Raw genomic sequence first — 24088 nt, forward strand, 5'->3', positions numbered from 1 at the left:
ATGACCAAGGAATTTAAAGTCCATGAGCTGCTCGTCATCAAATCCATTGCAGAGACGATTAATCAGACCAATGACCTCGATATCCTGTTAAATTCGGTTCTTCGTAAATTGGTCGAATTAACGGATATGCATGCCGGATGGATTTTTCTCGCTGAAGATTGCGCAGACACGTTTCAATATACTTGTCCTGCGGATTATCAGCTGCCAGAAGCGCTTGAGACTGACGATCGCAAACTGCTAACGACCGGTTCTTGCTGGTGTCTCGACGGGTATTGGAATGGGAAGTTGAAGGCCGCAGTGAATACGATCTATTGTCAACGGCTTGATCAAGCGGTGGCCTACAAGTACGGAGATACCGAAGGGATTACGCATCATGCCACGATCCCTCTGACGGCAGGGAACAAGCGCTTTGGCATCTTAAATGTCGCGGCTGCTGGCAAAGAGCATTTTAGCCAAGAAGAATTGACATTAATGGAATCGATCGCATTTCAAGTCGGAACAGCGGTAGAACGAACCTTATTATATCAATCCGAACAGAAGAGAGCAGATCTCTATTCGAAGCTGGGGGAATTGGCTCGTGACTTAGGCAAGCTGCTTATTACCGAGCAAATCCCGGAACTGGTTACACGTTGGATCGGGGAACAAGTCGGTTGTGATTACGCGGCTTTCTTTATGGAGGAGAATGGTCGACTCTCGCGACGTGTTTCCTGGCAAGAAGGCAAAATTCATCATCGACGTAAGATCTTTACATTGAAGCAAGCAAGGGAAGCGGGACGGGCGTTCAGCACAGGCGAGACGAAGCAGTGGAGACGCAATCCCAAGGACCTGCATCAGGATCATACGATATCGAAGGGCATTAGTACGGCAATCGCAGTACCGCTGCATTTCCGGGATAAGCCGATCGGTGTCATCTTCGCTGGTTCACAATGCCGAATCTTCGATGAAGTGGATATGGAGCTGCTGGAGGCACTCTCCGGTCATATTACGTTAGCCTTCGAGAACGCGAGACTCCATCAACAACAGCTTGATCTGTTAAAATGGGAAGAACGCAATCGATTAGCACGGGATCTGCACGATTCCGTATCGCAAATGTTGTTCTCTCTCCAATTTACTGCGCGCGGGATGGAGGCGATGCTCGAAGATCCGCCAGAACTGGTGAAACGTGCTGTCAAAGATATGCAGGATCTAACCCAAAATGCACTGAATGAGATGCGCTCACTGATTCTTCAGCTGCGTCCCGTAGGCCTGGAACAAGGACTCTTAACAGGATTATATCGTTATGGCAAGGCGCAAGGGCTCGTCGTTATTAACTGTGTTGAAGGCATGCTTGAACTCTCTAGTCGTGTAGAAGAAGCGTTGTTCCGAATCGGGCAAGAAGCGCTGAATAACGCTAGGAAATATGCAGGGCATCCGCAGGTTCAGATTAATTTGAAACAGCAGCAGCAGCTCGTATGCATGGAAATCTCAGACCAAGGGGATGGATTCTCGCCGCTGAAGATTGATGGTACCAGTACGTTTGGGATGCGGACCATGCGCGAACGCGCTGAATCGCTTGGAGGTACGTTAGTCATTGACAGCCGTAAAGGCGAAGGAACGACGATTCGAGTCTTAATACCGAATCAGAAGTGAGAGGGGAGACGGGCCGTTGAGCATCAAAGTACTTATCGTAGACGATCACGCAATCGTCATACGCGGGCTTCAGTATTATCTGATGACCCAACCAGATATTGAAGTCGTAGGGGAGGCGACGAGCGGTCAATCGGCGATCGATCAGATCGAGGCTTTGCAGCCGGATGTCGTTCTGATGGATCTGCTCATGCCAGGCATGACGGGGATAGAGGCGACGCAGCAGATTCGAATCAAACATCCGAATATTAAAGTTATTGTCTTAACTTCGTTCTCAGACCATGACCATGTACTACCAGCGATTCAAGCAGGGGCGAATGGTTATCTCTTGAAGGATATCCAGCCAGATGAGCTGGCACAAGCAATACGCGGTGTATATCAGGGGCAAGCGCAGCTTCATCCGCGCGTCACGGAGCAGTTGATGTCACACTTGGTAGAGAAGCCGGCTGCACCCGTACAAGAGGATGAAGTCGATTGCAATCTAGATGTTCTCACGCCGAGGGAGAAGGAAGTACTAGAATGGATTGCACTCGGCAAGAGCAATAAGGAGATCGCTGCCGCGTTCCATATCACGGAGAAAACAGTGAAGACGCATGTCAGCAATATTCTAAGCAAGCTGGGTTTGACGGCGCGTACGCAAGCTGCGATTATCGCGATCAAGCACGGGTTGGCAGGACAATAGGATGAAGATATCTACGACCAAAGTCGTAGAAACGCCCAACATGTTGTTGGGCTTTTTTTGTAGGTCAAGTTCATCCGATATGCCGAGGGAAGAATGTCATTCTGATGTTATTATTAGTACATAAGTTCAAACAACACATAGACAACGACATCCGGAGGTTACCCTAATGAGTAAAGTATTATTCGTCAAAGCAAATGATCGTCCAGCAGAACAAGCGATAAGCGTACAACTGTACAATGCATTCTTGTCGGGCTATAAAGAAGCAAATCCGACGCATGAGATTGAAGAACTCGATCTTTTCGCAGAGAATTTACCTTATTACAACGCAACGATGATGAGCGGCATGTTCAAAACAGCCAAAGGATTTGAGACAACTGCAGAAGAGCAAGCAAGCGTCGAGAACGTGAACAAGTACTTAAACCAATTCCTCGCTGCGGATAAAGTCGTAGTCGCGTTCCCGTTATGGAATATGTGCGTGCCAGCGGTGCTTCATACGTATATCGACTACTTGAACCAAGCAGGCAAAACATTCCGTTACACACCTGAAGGTCCGGTTGGACTTGTAGGAGACAAGAAAGTTGCACTCTTGAACGCGAGCGGCGGCGTCTATTCCGAAGGACCTCGTATGCATGAAGAAATGGCGCTGAAATTCATGGAATACAACTTGAATTTGTTCGGCGTGACGAATGTTGAGAAACTCGTGATCGAAGGACATAACCAATACCCAGATCGCAGTGCGGCGATTGTTGCAGATGGACTTGAAGCAGCAGCAAAGCTCGCAGCAAGATTCTAAATCCAAATAATAATGGTAAGCAGGGGGAATGCATTCATGACAACGTATAAATCTATTGTAATCGGAACGGGTCCATCGGGACTTACAGCAGCGATCTATTTAGCCCGCGCGAATATGAATCCACTCGTTATTGAAGGACCGGAACCAGGTGGACAATTGACAACGACGACGGAAGTGGAGAATTTCCCCGGCTTTCCAGAGGGAATTCAAGGACCAGAATTGATGGATAATATGCGTAAGCAAGCGGAGCGCTTCGGTGCGGAATTCCGTACGGGCTGGGTGACGAACGTGGATACGTCCGCACGTCCATTTACCTTAACGGTTGAAGGCATCGGACAAATCTCTGCCGAGACATTGATTATTTCAACAGGCGCTTCGGCGAAATATCTCGGTATTCCAGGGGAAAAAGATAACGTAGGCCGCGGTGTAAGTACATGTGCGACTTGCGATGGCTTCTTCTTCCGGAACAAGAAAATTATCGTCGTAGGCGGCGGAGATTCTGCGATGGAAGAAGCTAACTTCTTGACACGATTTGCTTCCGAAGTCGAGATTGTGAATCGTCGCGATGAACTTCGTGCATCGAAGATCATGCAAGACCGTGCGCGTCAGAACCCGAAAATTCGTTGGTCGCTGAACCGTACACCGCTTGAAGTTATTGCAGGGGATCACGGCGTTACAGGTCTGAAAGTTCGTAACAATGCAACGGGTGAAGAAGAGATCATCGAGACTGAAGGTCTATTCGTTACGATCGGTCATACGCCGAATACGAAGTTCTTAGGCGGTCAAGTTACGACGGACGATCATGGCTACATTGTCGTGAAACCAGGTACGACGGAGACGAATATCCCAGGGATCTTCGCTTGCGGAGACGTCCAGGATACGAAGTACCGTCAAGCGATTACTGCGGCAGGCAGCGGCTGTATGGCGGCCCTTGAATGCGAACGTTTCCTAGAAGCACACGAAGCTTAAGTATTATTTTTCAAATTAATCCTAAGGAGTGAATGAGATCATGGCAGATAACAATGTTATTGTCTACTCGCGTAACTATTGCCCACACTGTGTACAGGTGAAAAAATACCTGGAGGAAAACAATGTTGCCTTCGAAGAACGCAATGTGGATACGAACGAAGCATTCATGGAAGAATTATTCAACCTTGGTATGCGTGCCGTTCCCGTAACGGTTGTTGGTGAGGAGAAAATCCTTGGTTTTAACACCACGCAATTGAAGCAAGTGCTTAGCATCTAATCGTTAACCAATGAACTGCAATTGATTTGAACATCATCCAAACTCCATTTACCGCTTATGTGGCAAGGGATATCCTCCTAGCGCATAGGCGGTCTTTTTTTTGTGGAATAATTTAGGGGCATTTGGTAAAAATATGCTTCAAAAGGATGGTGTGGCCCATGTGCAGAAGATTTTCATTGAGTGCCGAACTACATGAAGTACAGGATTATTTCAAGGTCGACACTGTATTGACATACTACCGTAAGCGTTATAATATTGCGCCGACGCAGGAGATGGCCGTCATTATGCGGGAAGGCAATGAACGCCGACTAGACCAGAGCCGTTGGGGGCTGTTCCCGTTCTGGGGTAAGGATGCCATCAATGCGGATATTGATGCCGTGCATCGCAATCCCGCTTATCCGAAAATGATCGATCGCCGCAGATGTATCATCCCGTGCAATGGGTTCTATTATTGGAGATCGCTTGGCAAACGAAGCTATCCGGTACGGGTCGTCATGAAGAATCGAGGGATTTTTGGCGTTGCGGGCTTGTATGAGAACTGGCGGGACACAAGAGGTGAAGAGGTCAGAACCTGCACAATATTGATGACAAATGCAAATACAACCGTCAGAGAATTCGATACCCGTATGCCAGCGATACTGGATGGGGAAGGGATGGAGGCTTGGCTCGATCCTAACGTACGCGGTGTCGCTCATCTTAGAACCTTCCTCAGACCTCATGAGGATGCGTTAATGGACATATATCCGGTTTCACCTCTACTCGCGAATGATACATTCGATACGCTTGAATGTATTCAGCAGATGGATATGAAGCTGGCTTGGGTAAAGGAATAACATGATCCGAACGCTAAAATAAACAAGGATAGATTTATGCGATAAGGAGCCTGCTGAGGAATCAGCAGGTTTTTTTACTGTACGATCTGTGGACTCAGGTTGAATGGTTGATGTTAGAAATGGTACATTGAATTTATTCAATCATGGTTGTTGAATCATGATGCTGCATAATAGGAGTCGATGGATGTTGAGTCATATGGAATTAGAACAACGAATTCAAATTGGTCTCGCCGGCTGGGGAGATCATGATGATATTTACCCGAGCGGCACCAAATCGGGCGACAAGCTCAAGATTTATAGCAGCCGCTTTCCTATCGTTGAACTCGATAGTTCCTTCTATGCGATTCCTTCGCCAGACCGGATGGGGAAATGGTCGGAACAAACACCGGATCATTTTGGTTTTATCGTCAAAGCTTATCAAGGGATGACCGGGCATACGCGCGGCAAAATTCCGTTTTCGGATACGAAAACGATGTTTCAGATCTTTCGCGAATCGGCAGAGGAGCTGCAGAAAGCGGGGAAGTTGAGGGCTGTACTGTTTCAATATCCGCCCTGGTTCGGCTGTGAGAAGAAGCATGTGGATATCATTCGCAGAACAAGAGAATGGATGGACGGATTACCGGTCGCGTTAGAATTTCGGCATCAGAGCTGGTTTTATGGGGAAATGCGAGATAAGACGCTGCAATTCATGCGCGATGAAGGATGGATTCATTCGATTTGTGATGAACCGCAAGTGGGGGACGGGTCGGTACCGACGGTTCTCGAGCCCACAAGAAGCGACTGTACCATGATTCGATTCCATGGCAGGAACGCTGCTGGCTGGCAATCGAGTGGGCAGCCGAACTGGCGGGAAGTCAGATACCTCTATCGATACAACAAGGAAGAACTGATGGCATGGAAGCAAAATATTCTTCAACTACTCGAGTCGACGGAAAACTGCTGGATTGTATTTAATAACAATTCCGGAGGAGATGCAGCGGATAATGCCGTACAATTAATGGAGGTTCTGGGGATGGCATTGCCTGAAATGCCTGGACCTCCGCCATACCAAATGTCTCTGTTTGAAGATTAGACCGGTGTACTGAGCGTGTGCGTCCGGCTTATTTTTTTATCCAAGGGCTATTGAATGTTTGGTTCCTGTCCGTTATGATACGTTAGACTGATACGCAGAGGAGGGAAGTTATGGAATCAGTGTTGAATATTACCGTTCGTTCGTCGGATATCGACCTGAATGGCCATCTGAATCATGTGAGATACGTTGAATTCTTGGAGCGGGGACGAAGAGATTGGTATGAACAGATTCACTTCCCATTGGAATCTTTCCATCCCGAAGGGATTATGACATCGATCGTGAATATTCAAATGAACTTTCGGCGTGAATGTCATGAGCAGGATCGATTGCAAGTGATAACGAAGCCAGCGAAGGTTGGGAGATCCAGCTATGTTTTTGATCAGATGATCATGAACCGCGATCAAGAGGTCTGTGCAGACGCAAGGGTCACCTGTGTCATCATGGATCTAGCGTCCAGACAGAGTACCGCGGTGCCGGACAAGCTGCGATCACACTTTCCAAGCGAATAGAAGCGTCCAATTAGGATATAGAGAACGAGGGGGAACACATGTATGATTCAAGCATTACCACTTAACGAACAAGCTGTAGCACAGCAAATTCTGGCGCTGCAGTTGCCAGCATACCGTGTAGAGGCTGAAATTATCGGCTCGGATGCCATCCCGGCATTACGTGATACGGTTGAATCCATCATGTCATGTGGGGAGACCTTCTATGGATGGGTTGAAGACGGCGAATTAGCCGGTGCTATCGCTTATAAAATCGAGGATGGCGCACTTGACATTCATCGGTTAATCGTACATCCGAATCATTTCCGCAAAGGGATCGGCCGCAGATTGCTGCAATATGTACTGCAAGAGCATGCACATGTGAAGACGTTTATCGTCGCAACCGGATCCAAGAACGTGCCAGCGATACAGCTGTATCTCTCGGAAGGTTTTGTTGAAGTTGGAGGCTTTGAACCTGTGCCGGGTCTACCGATTACGAATTTGGAGAAGGTCATAGCCTAGCGTAGGAGAATAGGAAGAGAAGATGCAGCTGCGATGCGTAGACGATCGTGGCTGTAACTTTTTATGATGTACAATACACGAACCTTTATAGATCAAGCGGGCCAGCAAAATCGTGAACAGGAGGGATAGCCATGAAGAACATGATGGATTGTCCATTTATTACAGTAAAGCAGATAGATGAACATCTCGTCTCGTATTTATCACGTATCGGTCATATTTTCACCGTATTTGACCAACAAGATTCCGGGTGCATCTCCTATGGCGTCCGAGCCGCGGAACAGAATTGGTTCGTGAAATATGCGGAAAACCATGAGGCGATTCGATTTATGCAGAATGCGGAAGTCTTTCATCAGGCAGTGGCGCATCCGAGCATACCAAGGTTAATCCATGCATTTACGACGGCGAAGGGATTTGCATTGGTCTATGAATGGGTTAACGGCGAGGCACTCGGAACGCCAGCATTCCCAGGCAAAGAGGGAAGGAACCGGCCGGAATCTCCACATTTTCGCTTCAGACAACTGTCGACGGATCGAATCATTGCCGCGCTGAATACGGTCTATGAGGTGCACGCCTACGTCGAACAACAAGGATATGTCGCAGTCGATTTTTATGATGGTGGCATGATTTATGACTTTGATCGATACGAACTTCATCTATGCGATTTCGATTGTTATCGGCGAGGCGCATTCGAGCTTGAGATGGATCGGAACTATGGGTCAAGCCGGTTCATGGCACCGGAGGAGTTCATTCGCGGAAGTCTAATCGACCACCAGACGAATGTGTATACGATGGGTGCCGCAGCTTTTGAATTCCTAGCAATCGGTGGTGGACGAGAGTTACACGATTGGCATGCCCCTGAGGCATTATATCATGTAGCCCGTAAGGCGGCTTCGGCGGAACGTTCCGAGCGGTACGAGAGCGTTTATGCGTTCTACCGTGCTTGGCTGGAAGCGCAATAGTAGTTTTTTTATGACATTACGATCGAAGTAGGTCTTGATAATTTGGAGGGAAATCCATCTTATTAGGGCCTTTTATATGTTTGAAGTTGACAAGCTTTACATTTACACCAGGAGTGATTTCGAATTGAAATCGATCTTCTCCGACAGGGATATGCGGACCAACGGTTGGCACAACCCGAAGAGTGATTAAAAAGTCGAATCCACGGAATCCATTCACACGTTTAACATCAGAGACATCAACAAAATAAGGGTACAGATCAGGTGGTACTTTTAAATCTTTGGCATACACCTCTCCAAGCTTATCACTCATATAGGGCAGCAAGAAAAGGACGAGCATATCTTGAAACTGCAATTGTGTTGAATCTTGTTCAGAGGCGCTCGCCTGATGGTGCATTTGGAAGACAATGACGAAAAAGATCATTAATAATATAAAAGTTTTCCGTATCACATGAAGCTCCTTTACCGTTTTGCTTTACGATAATAATTTACCAAAATGATTCGAATTATGTGCTCCCATATACAATCGTCGTGAACATGCCTCCAGCAGGCTTCGTAAAGTTATTGGCCATATGATGCGGAATGTGGCAATGGAAAGGCCATACTCCCGGATTATTCGCGCGGAACTGAATGTCATAGGTTTCGCCGGGAGCGACGTTAATCGTATTCTTGATCCGCTGCTGCTCCCAGCTAATCGGATTCCCATCGGAGGCTACGACATCGAATTGGTGTCCATGCAGGTGGATCGGGTGCGCATTCATGCCGAGATTCCCGAGTCGAATGCGAACGAGATCCCCTAACTTGACCGGAAGCGCCTCTGTGTGTGGGAAGCAGCGTCCATTCATGGTGAAGAAGTTGAATGTGTCGGTATAGGGATCGATATCGTACACGCCAGGATTAAGTTCAAATTTTGGCATCCCGATCAGGTGGAACTCATGCAGCATAAGGAAATAATCCCGGTCGACGGGCAGTCCGTGTCCCGGTGGATCCAGGATAATAAAAGCTCCGCCCATACCGCCCATTTCCTGCGGAATGGCATTGTAATGGGAATGGTACATGTGCGTTCCTGGTGGGTTCTGTACCGTGAATCGATACGTGAATGAATAATTCGGCGGGATGAGCGGAGAGGGTTCGATGCAGGGCACGCCATCCATCAAATTCGGGATATCAAGACCATGCCAATGGACGCTCGTACCTTCCGTTAGTAGTAGGTTTGAGACACGGATGGCCACTTCATCACCTGGGTAGACCAGGATCGTAGGGCCGGGGATCGATCCATTATATCCAAGTCCGCGAAGACGAATGCCTGGCAAAATCTCCAGTTCAACTGGTTCTGCAATTAACTCAAAATGTTTGACGCCGTTCCGAATTTCAAAGGGCAGGTTCGGCACATGAGGTGTATAGACCATATGTATTCCTCCATCACATCGTTGCTCATGCGGTACAAATACTCCATTAACTATATGCATACTCTCCGTGTGCCAATCCTGACGGACAAGAATATTTCAATGTTGTGATACATTAAGTATCTTATTTGCAAGAATAAATCAAAAATCTAAGTAAAAAAGTCAAAATTTTGTCTAGAAAAAAACGGATTCGTCCACTATCATAAGAATATGAGATACAAAATGTATCCTCGAGCTTGGACAGATGCCTGAGCAAACGAAAGGAGGGAATCAATTCGCGTACTGTACACATGCGACATTGCTCGGTCTGGTTAACGCAGCAGGAGTATGATCATAACCATGACACCAATACACATCCTCTAATCTATCCACGGATCTCCGCAACCACTTGAACGACGATTGTGAAAGTCGGACGCATACTCACGAGCATTTACCTTCATTTACGCTAATGGTAATGGACTGCACCCATTGATCTCATCGCAACCCGAAGAACATTTTGAGATTGGAACCTGATTGATCTGCTAAAGGAGGCATAATGTATCTTGAGAAACATGAAATGTCTACTGTTAACCACGTTTACGGTGATGATTGCCTTGACCATGTTCCTGATGAGCCAAGAGACAACGCATGCTGCTGCTGTTGGAGACATTACGAAGTTCGAGAAAACCGATGATAAAACGTTCACGATCACGAGTGGAAGTGACAAAGTCAGAGCGATTTTCTATCGCGATGATATGGTCCGCATCTGGCTAGGCGTGAATGGGACATTCACCGATGCGCCGGGAAAAAACGGCGGTGCGCCGCTGGAACCGATCGTGATCAAGAATGACTTCGGACCAGTTCAAGTGACGTGGTCAGATGAAGGCGCTTACTATAAGATGAATAGCGGCAAGTTCGTCCTGCGCGCTTACAAGAGCCCGCTGAAGTTCGCGATGTATAAGGCAGACAATGCCACCCTCGTCTGGGAAGAGCAAGCCAGCTTGAACTATACGGGTACGTCGACAACGCAGAAGCTATCACGCGGCGTAGATGAATACTTCTATGGCGGCGGGATGCAGAATGGATATTTCTCCCACCGGGATAAGACGATCAAGATTGGCAATAATTTCGGCGGTTGGGGCGATGGCACGGTATCCAATCCATCCCCATTCTACTTAAGCACGAACGGATATGGCGTACTGCGCAATACGTTCCGGGAAGGCTCATACGATTTCGGAAGTCCGCTCAGTCTGACACATAATGAGAATCGATTCGATGCGTATTACTTCTATGGCGAGTCCATGAAGGATATTCTGAACGGGTATACGGATCTGACGGGCAAACCGACGCTCATTCCGAGATGGGGGATGGGGCTCGGGGATGCCGACTGCTACAACAAGGCGCCGGACACAACCCTAGATGTGTTGAAAGTCGCGCAAGCTTATCGCGATAAGGATATGCCAGGCGCTTGGATTCTTCCGAACGACGGTTATGGTTGCGGTTACGTCAACCTGACGGAGACCGTTCAGAAACTCCATGAATTAGGTTTTTACACAGGTCTCTGGACGCAGCAGGGTGTAGATCAGATTGCTACAGAGGTAGGCGTGCATGGCACACGGTTGAACAAATTAGATGTTGCTTGGGTCGGGTCGGGCCATGATTTTGCGTTAAACGGCTCGAAGCAAGCTTATCAAGGGACGGAGAACAACTCCAATGATCGCGGATACGTATGGTCGATTGCCGGTTGGGCTGGGACGCAGCGTTATTCAACCGTCTGGTCTGGGGATCAAGCGGGTGATTGGGAATTCATTCGGTTCCATATTCCTTCCATGATCGGTGCAGGATTATCCGGGATGGCTTATTCCACAGGAGATATCGATGGCATCTTCGGCGGCAGTGCGAAGACCCAGGTGCGCGATCTGCAGTGGAAAGTATTCACGCCGATTTTGATGAATATGTCGGGCTGGGCAGCGAAAGACAAGCAACCTTGGGTATGGGGTGAACCGTACACAAGCTACAACCGTGACTATTTGAAACTACGTCAGCGACTTACCCCTTATTTCTATACGTATTTGCACGAATCGTACGTATCGGGTGTGCCATTGATGCGCGGGATGGTCTTCGAATATCCGAACGACCCGAATACGAAAAACACGCTGACGCAATATCAATTTATGTCGGGTGAGAATTTCCTTGTCGCACCGGTATACACCGATACAACGATGCGTAATGGCATCTATTTGCCGAAGGGGAAATGGATTGATTATTGGAGCGGGGCAGAACATTATGGATCCAAAATGCTCGATGAATACGCCGCACCACTTAATAAATTGCCATTGCTAGTCAAAGCGGGGGCAATCATTCCGATGTATCCGGAGTCGCTCTATGACGGTCAAGTGCCGCCGAATCCGATTACGTATGATATTTATCCATATAAGACCTCCAGCTTCAAGATGTATGAGGATGACGGTGTGACGAGAGAACATCGTCAAGGCAAATATGCGGAGACACTGATCAAATCGATCGCACCGGACACTGGAACGGGCGACCTTGTCATTCAAGTCGGCGCGACAATTGGAGACTATAAGGGCAAGCTGGAAGCGCGCAAGAATCAATTTATGATTCACATGCACGACAAACCAGGCTCAGTAACATTGAACGGCGCTTCGATGAATGAATTATCTGGCAAGTCTGCTTGGGATGCGGCAGCCAGCGGTTGGTTCTTCGATGCAGCAGACAAACGCGGCATTCTATACGTGAAGACCGTTGAAATGCCGACGAATCAAGGCTTCGAGCTGCGTACGACAGGCTTCGTCGCAGATACAACGCCGCTCAAAGATGCTGTCGTAATTGAAATCCCGCAAGAGGATACGGATCCGAGCCGGATTCCGCAGGAAGATATCGTAGCAACGGCATCGAATGCGGATGCATCGACCCCAGCTTCCAATGTGCTCGATGCGAGTCGAGAATCCATCTGGAGTACATCGCTCACGGGATCGGCTGCATTGCCGCAATCGATTACGTTCAACCTTGGAACGAATCATTTCATTAATCGAATCAAAGTCCTTCCACGTCAATACGGCGGAAATGATGGCATCATTACGGAGTATAAGCTGTATAGCAGCTTAGATGGTACGAATTATGCGCTCGTGACAAGCGGGCAGTGGAATGCAGACAAAGAAGAGAAAACGATTACGTTCGATACCGTCGAAGTGCAGTACCTAAAGCTTGAAGCTGTCAAAGGCGTAAACGGATTCGCATCCATCGCCGAAGCGAATGTCTATCGCGATCCGACCAAACCAGCGCCTACACCGATCAAGAAATCAGAAATGAAAGCATCGACGACGAGCTTCGAACCAGGTAGTGAGGCCTCCAAAGCAATCGACGGGAAGTCGAGCACAGTGTGGCATACGAAGTGGAACGGTGCGGATAAACTCCCTCAATCCATTACCCTGGACCTTGGATCGATCCATGAAATCAGCCTGGTGCGATATGCGCCGCGGACGGATGCAGGCAATGGAACGTTCACGAATTACAACTTGTATCTAAGTACGGACGGAACGAACTACACCAAAATAAGCAGTGGGGATTGGGTGCGTAATAATCAGAAGAAATATATTAAATTCGCGCCAACTCTTGCAAGATATGTGAAATTAGAAGCTGTTCAAGCCGTTGGCGGCTTCGCATCAGCTTCGGAAATCGATGTCTATGATGCCCCGCAGGCGGAAATCGTCATTTCGAACATTTCCGAAGGCAAAGCAATCTCAGCGGATAACAGTGATCCGGCCTTCCCAGCCACTAATGCCAATGACGGCAAGGCGGAGACGAGATGGTCTGCATCTGACAATCAGTTAGGCCATACCTTAACGATTGATTTCGGCAAAATGTATTCGATACAAGGCTCTGAGACTTCATTCGAATCAAGCACGAAGCCTTATCAGTACAAAATTGAGGTGCGTGAAGACAATACATCCGCTTGGATTCAGGTGGCGAATCGTACAGCCAATACGGAGGCAGGTGCCGAGATCAAAGATAACTTCGCGAGCCGCGGGCGGTATGCGCGTATTACGATTACAGGCTTACCGGATGCAGATGCTAGAGCGAGTATCGCGGAATTCAAGTTGTTCGGCTATTCGCTTGGCGGTGTTACGAAGGTTACGGGTGTGACACTGGATAAACCGACACTAAGTATGGATGTGCTTGGAGCTGCAGCGACACTTACCGCAACCATTGCCCCTGTCGATGCCACGATCAAGACGGTGACATGGAGCAGCAGCGATCCTGCCGTGGCTATGGTTGATGCGCAAGGTGTTGTAACGGCGAAAGGTCAAGGCAAAGCGACAATCACGGTGACGACGACAGACGGCAATTTCAAAGCATCCAGTGAGGTGACTGTGAAAGGTCAGGAGAATCTCGTGAAGATCCCTCAATCGCAAATGACTGCATCAGCGACGAGCTTCGAAGCGGGTCAGAACGATCCGAAGTATGCGATCGACGGCAATTCAGAGACACATTGGCATACAAAGTGGTATAACGTAGATCCGCTCCCACAATCCCTGATCATTGAACTTGGCGGGACATATACGATTAGCTGTGTGGACTATTTGCCTCGTCCAGAAGCGAGTAACGGTACGATCCTAGCTTACAATCTCTACGTCAGTGAAGATGGTACGAATTATACGAAGGTGGGAAGCGGCAAATGGCTCAAAAATAATCTGTTGAAAGAGATCAATTTCGCCCCAGTCAAAGCCAAATTCATTAAGCTAGAGACTACGGAAGGTGTAGGGGACTTTGCATCTGTCGCGGAGATCAATGTCTATCGTTCATCAGACGCGCAAGCAGAGCTTCAATCGATTGCCTTGAATGCAACAAGTTATACCGTTCAAGTGAACGAGACGACGACAGTTCAAGCGACGGCAAAATATGCTGACGGCACGAGCAAAGACGTTACCGCACAAGTAGTATGGACTGTCGAGAAGCCTACCATTGCAACGGTTACAGACGGCAATCTGAGAGGGGTAGCCGTTGGCGACACGACGATCACGGCAAGCTTCGGCGGCAAAACAGCTAAGGCAGAGGTGCATGTGAAGCCAGCTGCACAGGCGAGCCCGGTTACATCCCTCACGGGTGATAGCACGGTTCTATCCGGTAAGGAAGTTAAAGTTCGAATTGGCTTAAGCGGCGTAACGACGGATGTCTACGCTGAGGAGCTGGCATTGACCTACGATACGAGTGCGCTTGAAGTGGTTGTCGTAAATCCGGTGAAGGATGGATTGAATGTACTGCAAAAATCGGATCGTAATGGTAAATTGCATTACATTGTTGCGAGCGAAGGCCCGGGCAAAGCAATTAAAGGTGATGCACAAGTACTCGAAATCACATTCCGGGCGAAGAATACGGATCAGGACCGCGTGACGGACATCAGCTTGGATAGCGCTGTGCTTGGTGACGCGACGGGGGCTGAGGTAAGTGCGAAGCCTTCCACTTTCCGTCTTCAAATCCTGACTGAGCCGCAAGGAGTCCCAGGCGATTTGAACCACGATGGCAAAGTAACGATTGGTGATCTTGCGCTCATGGCGATCAATTACGGGAAGACTTCTGCAAGCCCAGATTGGGATAAAATTAAACATATGGATCTGAAGAAAGACGGCGTGATCGATATTCTTGACCTGGCAGAAGTGGCAAGTCTCATTCTGAAGTAAGCCAAATCATAACGTTGGGGAGGATGCTAGTCCATGGAGATCAAACAGAGTCGCTTCGGGATATCACGAGCGATGTCGAAGCTGCTAATTGCTGCAATGGTTCTTCAATTATTCACCACGTGGGTGGGCATGGGTCGAGGGGATGCTGCGGAAGCAGCGTCCCACACGACAACGAAGCGCCCGGATGGCAAGAATCTTGTCTTTCCTGTCGTCAGTGACATTCACATCGGTCATACACCGAAGGACGTGCCGAAGTGGCAAATGGTCTTGAACCAGTTGAAGGCGATCGCGCCGAATTATGACGCGCTAGCAGCCGTTGGCGATATTACGGACAGCGGGACCGTCCAGCAATATGATACATTGATGAGCAACTACAACAACTTGAAGGTTCCTAGCGCGGTATCACTATTCTCAATAGGGAACCATGATTACATCAATGGCAGCGCAAGCGCGATGCAGCAGCGTTTCAAAGACAAGACGGGCATGAGCGGCATTTATTATGACCAATGGATCAATGGATATCATTTCATAATTCTAGGCAGCGAAGATGGGACGCGGGATGGAACATTGTCCGATACCCAGCTGAACTGGCTGGATACGAAACTAGCGGAAGAAGCAGATCCGAATAAGCCCATCTTCGTATTCTTGCATCAACCGATAACGAATACGGTATACGGCAGCGATTTGTGGGGACATAAGCAGAATGCAACGAAGCTGTACAATACGATCGCAAAATATCCGCAAGTGATTACATTTTCGGGTCACTCCCATTATGTTCTTGACGACCCAGGTTCCATCAGCCAACGCGACTTCACGGCGGTGGGAACCGCAGCGGTTCGTTATCCCGAATTAGAGCCAGGGAAGATTCAAGGGATTCATCCAAGTGATGAGATTACGCAGGGACTGGTCGTCGAAGTGTTCGATAACGAAGTGCGCATCAAACGCAGAGATTTCCATACGAACGCATGGACCGGTGACGATTGGGTCGTCAAGTATCCGGCCGTGAAGAGTCAATTCACGTACACGGATGACCGGGATAAAGTGAAACCTGTTTTCCCGAGTTCGGCCAAAGCGGCGATAGATCCATCCAGCATAGGTCCGAAGCAAATGCGTGTAACATTCGATCAAGCCACGGATAATCTATTTGTTCGTTCTTATGAAGTGAAAGCCGTAAACGCAGCGACTGGCGGCACGGTACAATCGTTCCTCGCGTTCGCTCAGCAATACGATGACCCGGCACCAGCGCAGCTCTCCTTCGATATCAGCGGTCTCCAGCCGGAGACGAAGTATCGGATTGAAGTGACAGCGATCGATTCGTTCAATAACCGCAGCGATATTCCGCTTAAGGTAGAGGCGACAACAGGCAACAAGCCAGCGCTCGAGAAGCCTGTGGCGGATGTCATTGATATCGACTTCATCGATGGCACGGGTAAAGATCGTTCGCCAGCACAGAATCATGCAACCTCAACAGGCAGCAGTGCAAAGATCGTCTACAGCCCGGAGTTCAAAAAGTACGTTGCGCGCATGAATGGGACGACAGACGAATATTTTAGCATTCCGGTCAGCAGCTCCATTAAAAATGTGAAGAACCAATTTACGCTAGAATCCCTATTTAAATTGAACTCGACGCGCAACCAGGATGTATTCGGGAATACGCAGAGCTCCGGCGTTATTTTCGAATCGACGACAGGCGGGAAGATGGAGCTGTGGGCGCATATCGGCGGCAGTTATAAACGATTAGGCGTTCAAGTGGAACCGAACAAGATCTATCACCTCGTCGCAACCTATGATGGCGCTCAAATTCTCCTCTTCTTAAACGGTACGCAAGTCGGTTCCATGGCAGCCTCTGGTACGATCGCGCAATCGGATATCCAATTCGCCATTGGCGCGGACCCTGAAGCGAACAATCGCGGAAATTACGTGTTGGATGGTGATGTGAGTGTCGCGAGGTTCTACAGCTATGCGATCTACCCTGAACAAGTACAAATGCTCTATAACGAATTGTCGCAGCGCTTGTCCATCGAAGAACTGAACACGCTGTACAATGATATTCAGTCCGCAAGACAATTAGCGAACGATACTTCGGTCGTAGGTACGAATCCTGGACAATATCCAGCGAGCGCGATGGCGGCATATGCTGCGAAGATCAATGCGGCGGAGCTTGTGCTGAAGTCGAGAACCGTGACGAAGAGCGAAGTTCAAGCTGCCATCGAGCAGTTGAAGACAGCGAAGACGGAGTTGGATAAGTCCAAGATCGAACCTGAGACGAACCATGTGACAGCTCTGACAGCTAGTAAAGATACTGTGGAAGAAAGTCAGACGTTCACGGTCAAGCTGGCGATCAATCGGGTAACGAAGAGCGTCTACGCTGAAGATGTAACCATGCAATACGATGCGAACCTGCTGGAATATGTAGATGCGAAGTCGTTGCAATCGAATCTTCATCTCATACCGAATGCGTCACAGAACCCGGGAACGCTCCGATTCATCCTTGCGAGCATGGGCGCGGATAAAGGAATCTCAGGCAATACGGATGTGCTTGAAATGACATTCAAGGCTAAATCGGTGGAGCAAGCCGCATCGGCCAAAGTTTCCGTGAACAAAACAGTGCTCGCGGATGAGAATGGTCAAGAACTTGAAGCAAGTCTGTCGAATGTCCAAGTCCAAGTAACACCTGACACCGGCCCTAGTTCGCCTGATGTGAACCATGACGGCAAAGTCAGTATCGGTGACCTCGCGATTATTGCAGCGCATTATGGCAAGTCGACATCGAGCCCAGATTGGCAGCAGGTGAAGCAGTATGACTTGAACCGAGATGGCATAATCGACATTTCTGATCTATCGGCGGTTGCTTCTCAGATAATCAAGTAATGGGATGATCGCTAACCGATGAAAAAGGCTGTTCTATCGTCATTTCTGACGACGGAACAGCCTTTTCTCTATGAATAGGATGGATATTTGGTTAGGTTAGCTCGCCGAGTTCGTAATGAATGGCGTCAAATCGTCGTTATACAGCACCCAAAGTTCATGTAATGCACGAGTACATCCGACATAGAGCAGCTTTGCATCCATTGCGCCTTCCCGGTAATGGTGCGCATCGACGTCCATTAGCAGTACAGCATCGAATTCTAATCCTTTGGACAGATAGACTGGCAGGACAGAGATTCCGCCGAGGTATTCGCTCTTGCTGCCGTCGATGAGATTGACGTTAACACCGTGATCTATAAGCTTAGCATGTAGTTCTTTGGCTTCCTGCAACGTGCGCGTCAGCATAGCCGTTGTATTATAGTCCGATTGATGAAATTGTTCAATCGCCCGTTGGATGAAAGAGACTTCCTCCGCGGATGCGACGGATTGAACTTGCACCTGTTGGCCGCTGCGGAAGACAGGCTCAGCGAGCAGGTCCGTCTGCACGCCATGTTTCAGAATCCCATTCGCGAAATCAATAATCTCCATCGTCGATCGATAGCTGCGTGTCAGTGCGAAATAAGCCGTATCTGAGGCAGCGAATAAGGATTGCATTTCATGCCATTCATGAATGCCTTGGTAGGCATGGATTCCTTGCGAGAGATCACCAAGGATCGTAAAGGAATGATTCCGTACGAATAGATCCAGAACGGCTACTTGGAACGGTGAGAAGTCTTGTGCTTCGTCGATGACGATATGGTCGAATCGTGAGCTGCTCTCAATATCGTGCATTTTCACATGGATATAGAGCAGTCCCGCCAGATCCTCATGTCGAATTTCTCCCTTTTTGAGCGTTGCATTCGTCTCTTTGACAACCCCTGCAGGAATCGATTCGAACCGGTCAGCAGGGAAGCTATCTGCCCGTTTACCTTGTTGGAACAAGGCTTTGTAGATCGCAAGCGCATTGAAATCAGGCCATTTTTTCGTATATGCTTTGATGCGTTGACTCGATTTCTGCTTGAATTCCTTGAGCTTCACCTTGTTCGTAATCGGCTTGAGCTCCATCTCGATCCAGCGATTGATTCTGGCGAGGACGCGTTCTTTACGTTTGGCTAACGCATAATGCTGGTACTCTTCGAAGAACCATTGTCGAATCGTCTGAAGGGGAAGAATCTTGCCGTCCCATGCTTCAAAATCAACCTCAGGCACACAATTTGCGCCGAGTTGTTCGAGGGATTGATCAATCCAATGCCGGAATCGAATGGATCCCTTGTAACGCCCCGATACATCATCGTTGAGCACTGGACGGTTATCCAGCGATTCGAACCAAATCGACCACATATCGGATGGAGGAAGAAGCTTCACGTCTAAATTAAGTAAGTTCATCGCCCAATCTGCGTACGTGTTCTGCTGAATGTTCCCGACACCTAGTTCAGGCAGCACATCCGAGATATAGTTCAAGAACATTTGGTTCGGTGCGAAAATAATCATGCGTTCCGCACGTATTTGCTCTTGGTATTGATAGAGCAGGAAGGCTAGACGGTGCAGTGCGACGGTTGTTTTACCACTTCCGGCAACCCCTTGAATCATTAAAGCGGTATTTTTGGCTGCCCGAATGATCTGATCCTGTTCGGCTTGAATGGTGGAGACGATATCCCGCAAGCGGTTATCTTTGTTCTCCCCGAGTCGATAGAGAAGAAATTCATCGGATACAGCCGGTTGGTCGCTATCCCGGACATACGTATCCACGACGCGCTGAAGAATTCTTTTGCGAATGACCAGATTTCGTTTGAGATAGACGAGTCCTTCGATCATGCCGTCAGGCGATTCATAGGAAGCGGGTTCGAGGCCGCCGGTGAACGAGTAGAATAGGCTAGCGATCGGCGCACGCCAATCAATGACGAGCGGATTTTCCTGTTCGATTTCCTGATCATCGCCATGATTGACCCCGACTTTTCCGATATAGAGAGGTGTGGGAGATGCAGCATGGCCTGACTGGAAATCCAGACGTCCGAAATACGGTTCGTTCTCTGCGCGACTAAGACGCTGACGTCTTTGCTCCCGGGTATCCTCTAATACTTGTTCCGTAAAATCACTACCGGTGTAGACCGGCGTATTGCGTAGTTTGGCCAGCTGTGTATCGATTTGCGCTTGGGCAATCTCGAGCTGACGGAGTTCGTCTTGATAGGCACTTTGAAAAGTGTCTTCCATTTTCAGTTACCTCCTAAGATTTAATGGCCCGTATGAAAGGAGTAAGTAATATATCATAAAGAATGGTAAAAAGCAAAGTTTCGATGGAGACAAGATAATATCAAAATAGATGTTTCCTGTTATTGACAATCGAGTACGGCTGGCATATGATAAAGATGTAAGTAAGTACTTGCATTCAAGGTGGGTAGAAGATATGGCAAATAATCGAAGTACAAGTGATAAGCTGCTCCAGGCAGCGGTAGATCTTATGGCTGAGAAAGGGTATGACGGGACGTCGACCAAAGAGATTGCGCAGGCCGCAGGAGTGAATGAAGTGACGTTATTTCGCCACTTCGGTACGAAGGGGAACCTGCTCGAAGCCGCATTACAGCACAATCATTATGCAGATGAGATGACGAAACTGTTCCATGACGATCTGGTAGGTGACCTGCATGCAGATTTACTCCTTATTAGCCGAACGTACCATAAGATCATGAATCGGAATCGCAAATTAATTGCTATTGCGCAGAAGGGCGGCAGCACACTTCCCGAGGGAGTACAGGTGGAAGCGGACCGACATCCACAGCAGCTCAAGAAATTGTTGACGGAATATCTGATCAAGATGTCTCACGAACAGAAAGCAACAATCACCAATCCGGAAATCCAGGCATTATCCTTCATGTGGATGCATTATGGTGCGTTTAATAGCGTGCTTAGTTCAAATGTGCTGGAGTCGTTTATTGAAGAGAGTACGCGACTATTTACGAAGGCGTTGACGACTTAACCAGTTATTTGATTCATAACTAAGATTCACCTCTAACCGTAGGCCCTAAAGCAATGAATAGGGGCTGTGATAGAGGTTTTCTTATCACTTGTATGAAAGTATGTACTTGCACACATTTATATTAACGAAGGAGTGATTTCAATGAGACCTGATTCACATCAGCAGAAAGGTCCAAAATTAATGCGGTTATTGATGTTTACCGCCATGATTTCTTCGATGAGTGCCGGTATGTTCAATGTCGTTCTTCCTCAGATCAGCCAAGAGTTTCATCTATCGATTGCAGAAGTGAGTTGGTTATCTACGGCCTACTCCCTGATCTATGCGTTTGGAACGGTGACGTACGGCAAGCTGTCCGATCGTTTTCAATTGAAGTCGCTCCTTACGTTCGGGTTAATATTATTTGCCGTCGGATCCCTGATTGGTCTTATCTCACAGACCTTCTGGGTTGCGCTGCTAGGACGATGCCTGCAATCTGCTGGCGCATCAGCGATTCCGGCGCTGGCGATGATGATTCCGATTCGATACTATGCGCCGGAGAAGCGTGGATCTGCCATCGCTATGATGGCGGTTGGACTCGCGCTAGGGAGCGCACTTGCTCCTGTATTCGCTGCAGGCATGACGAGTGTCGCAAGTTGGAGATGGTTGTTCTTCCCGTCACTTCTCGTCCTCGTGCTGCTGCCGTTCTATCGTAGGCATTTAGAATACGAGCCGAAAAATAATGTGACGGCGTTCGATTGGCTTGGCGGCTTGCTGCTCGCATTAACGGTCTCCACCTTACTGTTTGGAATCACGAACCACATCCTCTGGTATCTTGCGTTGAGTGCGGTCGCCTTGATCCTCTTCATCCTACGCATTCGAACGGCACGGGAAGCATTCATTCAACCGCGTTTGTTCCGCAGCTTTAACTATACAACAGCCCTAGTCTTAGGCTTTCTAATCAATTGTATCGGCATGGCGTTATACTTCTTGACTCCGATCTTGCTCTCAGACGTTTATCATTTGGAATCCGCGTGGATCGGGTTCGCGATGGTGCCTGCTGCGATTGTCTCCTCCATGCTTGGGAGGAAAGGAGGGAAGTTGGCAGATAAGAAAGGAAATACGTATTTGTTCACGATCGCTTCCAGCAGTCTAATTTTTTGCTTCATCTTATTATCCATCTTTGTCGGCATATCACCGCTTTGGATTAGCCTGTTCTTAATATTCGGGAATGTAGGGCAATCGTTCATGCTTGTAGCGATGTCCAACTTCGTCTCGACGACATTGCCCAAAGACCAAGCAGGCGTTGGAATGGGATTATTCTCGATGATTGGTTTCATCTCGCAAGGGGTTGCAGCAGGGATGTATAGTATTGTCAGTGCGAGTGGTGCACCGATGAACTGGAATCCGTTGCACCTTGGAATCGACAGTGCACTGTACAGTAATGTATATCTTGTACTCGCCGTACTTTACGTAGGTATTTTAATGTTTTTCCAAATGAAGTTCCGAACAAAGAAACCAAGCGCCGGCCTTGAGCACATGGCCAAACAAACCTAAATAAGGATGGGAGAGGATGAGGAACGATGACGTTATCCGTCAAGCAAGTCATACGTGAGCAATTGTTATCTTGGCCAGACGTCACACAGAAACCCCATCGATTTGGGGGGATCGAATTTCTGTATCAGGGCAAAGAAATAGGGCATCTGCATGGTGAGGATCTGGTTGATATTCTACTGCCGAGATCTTCACGAGATCAGTTCATTGCGGAAGGGCGCGCAGCGCATCATCATCTCTATCCGGATTCGAATTGGATCTCCATCTATATGAAGTCGGCAGAAGATCTTGCGAACGCGGTGGAATTGCTTCGATTCAAATACACGATGATGAGCGTCAAATGAATTCGAGGACATGACAGACGAGGCAGATTATGGTATCTTATTATCATAAGAACAAAAGTTCTCATTTTGGGGAGGCGTTAAGATGGAAATGTTATCACAATCTCACTTTAATCAGGCACAATCCTTTATGAAGTCAGAGGCACGCGCAATTGAGAATGCACTGTATGCGTATGAGTTTGAAGGTGGGAGTGCTTCATCCGTCTTGGAACATTTGTCTCGTTACCAGAATGAGGATGGCGGGTTCCACGGGCTTGAACCGGATATACGTACGCCGGTGTCGTCAGCGATTAGCACTTCAATCGCTTTTCAGATCATAGAGAGACTGAATAGAGAAGGGGAGTACGAGGGCATCTTACGTCATGCCATGCAATACCTCATTCACACCTATCGGAAGGATCGAAAGGGATGGGATATCATTCCGCGGGAAGCGGATGAATCTCCTCGTGCAATCTGGTGGAATTATGGTGGATTCGATGAGACATGGGGGAACCCCAATGCAGAGTTAGCAGGTTACTTGTACAAATACCGTCATCTTGCGCCTAGCGAATTTGTTCAGGAGATCGTGGATGAAGCGCTAGATTACATCCTGAATCGGTCCGAGTGTCAAGAAATGCATGAAATGTTCTGTTATCTTCACCTTGCAGAGCTGCTGCCGGAAGAGCAGGTGCAGCGGATTTCAGATCGCCTCGATCGCTTTGTCGAGAATTGTGTGATTCACCATCCTGAGGAAGGGCAAGGATATGGTGCTTATCCATTGCAAGTGGCAGCATCGCCGAGTGCTAAATATTTCGCACGATATGCAGAAGTCATTCCTGGCGAGCTTGATCGTCTCATTGCATCGCAGGAATCGGATGGATCATGGGGACCGAATTGGGCTTGGGGACGGTTTGAGGAAGAATGGCCCGTTGCAAGGCACGAATGGCAAGGGATTCTGACATTGAACAATCTTCGGGTACTGCGGGCCTATGGGCGGATTCAGGGATTGGACACGAATACGATATAAAGGAAGAAACGAGGTACTATTCGTCTGA

At 48.2% G+C, this 24088-nt stretch carries 19 protein-coding genes; 16 read left to right on the forward strand and 3 right to left on the reverse strand.

The annotated features are described in order from the left end of the window. From GCU39_RS05745 to GCU39_RS05790, 10 genes are all read left to right on the forward strand, one after another. The gene (locus GCU39_RS05745) at positions 1–1629 is read left to right on the forward strand and encodes a GAF domain-containing sensor histidine kinase (RefSeq protein WP_152392632.1); all 1629 of its coding nucleotides are present in this window, start codon (positions 1–3) and stop codon (positions 1627–1629) included. 16 nt (positions 1630–1645) lie between these two features. After that, positions 1646–2308 carry a response regulator gene (locus tag GCU39_RS05750; RefSeq protein WP_152392633.1) on the forward strand — a complete coding sequence of 221 codons (663 nt, stop codon included), beginning with the start codon at positions 1646–1648 and terminating at the stop codon, positions 2306–2308. A gap of 166 nt (positions 2309–2474) precedes the next feature. After that, entirely contained in the window at positions 2475–3101 is a 627-nt protein-coding gene (locus tag GCU39_RS05755) for an FMN-dependent NADH-azoreductase (protein ID WP_152392634.1), read from the forward strand. Between the two features lie 36 nt (positions 3102–3137). Continuing rightward, a complete protein-coding gene (gene trxB, locus GCU39_RS05760; protein WP_152392635.1) occupies positions 3138–4070 on the forward strand; it encodes a thioredoxin-disulfide reductase in 933 nt (310 codons plus the stop codon). Positions 4071–4110: 40 nt separating this feature from the next. Then, positions 4111–4347, forward strand: a complete 237-nt coding sequence (locus tag GCU39_RS05765) for a glutaredoxin family protein (RefSeq protein ID WP_152392636.1) — start codon at positions 4111–4113, stop codon at positions 4345–4347. Positions 4348–4505: 158 nt separating this feature from the next. After that, on the forward strand, positions 4506–5180 hold the full coding sequence (locus GCU39_RS05770; protein WP_152392637.1) for an SOS response-associated peptidase: 675 nt from the start codon (positions 4506–4508) through the stop codon (positions 5178–5180). Positions 5181–5364: 184 nt separating this feature from the next. Then, the gene (locus tag GCU39_RS05775; protein ID WP_152392638.1) at positions 5365–6252 is read left to right on the forward strand and encodes a DUF72 domain-containing protein; all 888 of its coding nucleotides are present in this window, start codon (positions 5365–5367) and stop codon (positions 6250–6252) included. A gap of 110 nt (positions 6253–6362) precedes the next feature. After that, positions 6363–6761, forward strand: coding sequence for an acyl-CoA thioesterase (locus GCU39_RS05780; protein ID WP_152392639.1), 399 nt, complete (start codon positions 6363–6365; stop codon positions 6759–6761). A gap of 42 nt (positions 6762–6803) precedes the next feature. Next, positions 6804–7259, forward strand: a complete 456-nt coding sequence (locus GCU39_RS05785) for a GNAT family N-acetyltransferase (protein ID WP_152392640.1) — start codon at positions 6804–6806, stop codon at positions 7257–7259. 131 nt (positions 7260–7390) lie between these two features. Continuing rightward, on the forward strand, positions 7391–8218 hold the full coding sequence (locus tag GCU39_RS05790) for a protein kinase domain-containing protein (protein ID WP_152392641.1): 828 nt from the start codon (positions 7391–7393) through the stop codon (positions 8216–8218). Between the two features lie 16 nt (positions 8219–8234). On the opposite strand, the gene GCU39_RS05795 is transcribed toward GCU39_RS05790, so the two are convergent. Beyond that, a complete protein-coding gene (locus GCU39_RS05795) occupies positions 8235–8639 on the reverse strand; it encodes a DUF3888 domain-containing protein (RefSeq protein WP_193726781.1) in 405 nt (134 codons plus the stop codon). An 82-nt stretch (positions 8640–8721) separates the two neighbouring features. After that, positions 8722–9624, reverse strand: coding sequence for a multicopper oxidase family protein (locus tag GCU39_RS05800; RefSeq protein WP_152392642.1), 903 nt, complete (start codon positions 9622–9624; stop codon positions 8722–8724). A 548-nt stretch (positions 9625–10172) separates the two neighbouring features. On the opposite strand from GCU39_RS05800, the gene GCU39_RS05805 reads away from it, so the two are divergent. Further along, positions 10173–15302, forward strand: a complete 5130-nt coding sequence (locus GCU39_RS05805; protein ID WP_227793601.1) for a discoidin domain-containing protein — start codon at positions 10173–10175, stop codon at positions 15300–15302. A gap of 33 nt (positions 15303–15335) precedes the next feature. Continuing rightward, positions 15336–18173: a LamG-like jellyroll fold domain-containing protein gene (locus GCU39_RS05810; RefSeq protein WP_152392644.1), complete on the forward strand. Its 2838-nt coding sequence runs from the start codon at positions 15336–15338 to the stop codon at positions 18171–18173. Between the two features lie 96 nt (positions 18174–18269). Here the strand turns inward: GCU39_RS05810 and GCU39_RS05815 are convergent, their stop codons facing one another. After that, positions 18270–20420 carry a HelD family protein gene (locus tag GCU39_RS05815; RefSeq protein ID WP_152392645.1) on the reverse strand — a complete coding sequence of 717 codons (2151 nt, stop codon included), beginning with the start codon at positions 20418–20420 and terminating at the stop codon, positions 18270–18272. Between the two features lie 193 nt (positions 20421–20613). Here GCU39_RS05815 and GCU39_RS05820 point away from each other — a divergent pair, with 193 nt between their 5' ends. The 4 genes from GCU39_RS05820 (at position 20614) to GCU39_RS05835 (ending at position 24060) form a co-directional block, all read left to right on the forward strand. Beyond that, positions 20614–21183 (forward strand): TetR/AcrR family transcriptional regulator, encoded by a 570-nt coding sequence (locus tag GCU39_RS05820; protein ID WP_152392646.1) that lies wholly within the window; start codon positions 20614–20616, stop codon positions 21181–21183. 141 nt (positions 21184–21324) lie between these two features. Continuing rightward, positions 21325–22716 carry an MFS transporter gene (locus tag GCU39_RS05825; RefSeq protein WP_152392647.1) on the forward strand — a complete coding sequence of 464 codons (1392 nt, stop codon included), beginning with the start codon at positions 21325–21327 and terminating at the stop codon, positions 22714–22716. Between the two features lie 26 nt (positions 22717–22742). After that, positions 22743–23057, forward strand: a complete 315-nt coding sequence (locus tag GCU39_RS05830) for a luciferase domain-containing protein (protein WP_152392648.1) — start codon at positions 22743–22745, stop codon at positions 23055–23057. An 82-nt stretch (positions 23058–23139) separates the two neighbouring features. Next, positions 23140–24060: a hypothetical protein gene (locus tag GCU39_RS05835; protein ID WP_152392649.1), complete on the forward strand. Its 921-nt coding sequence runs from the start codon at positions 23140–23142 to the stop codon at positions 24058–24060. Positions 24061–24088: the final 28 nt, after the last annotated feature.

Origin of the sequence: Paenibacillus guangzhouensis (assembly GCF_009363075.1) — a bacterium.
Lineage (GTDB): Bacteria > Bacillota > Bacilli > Paenibacillales > Paenibacillaceae > Paenibacillus_K > Paenibacillus_K guangzhouensis.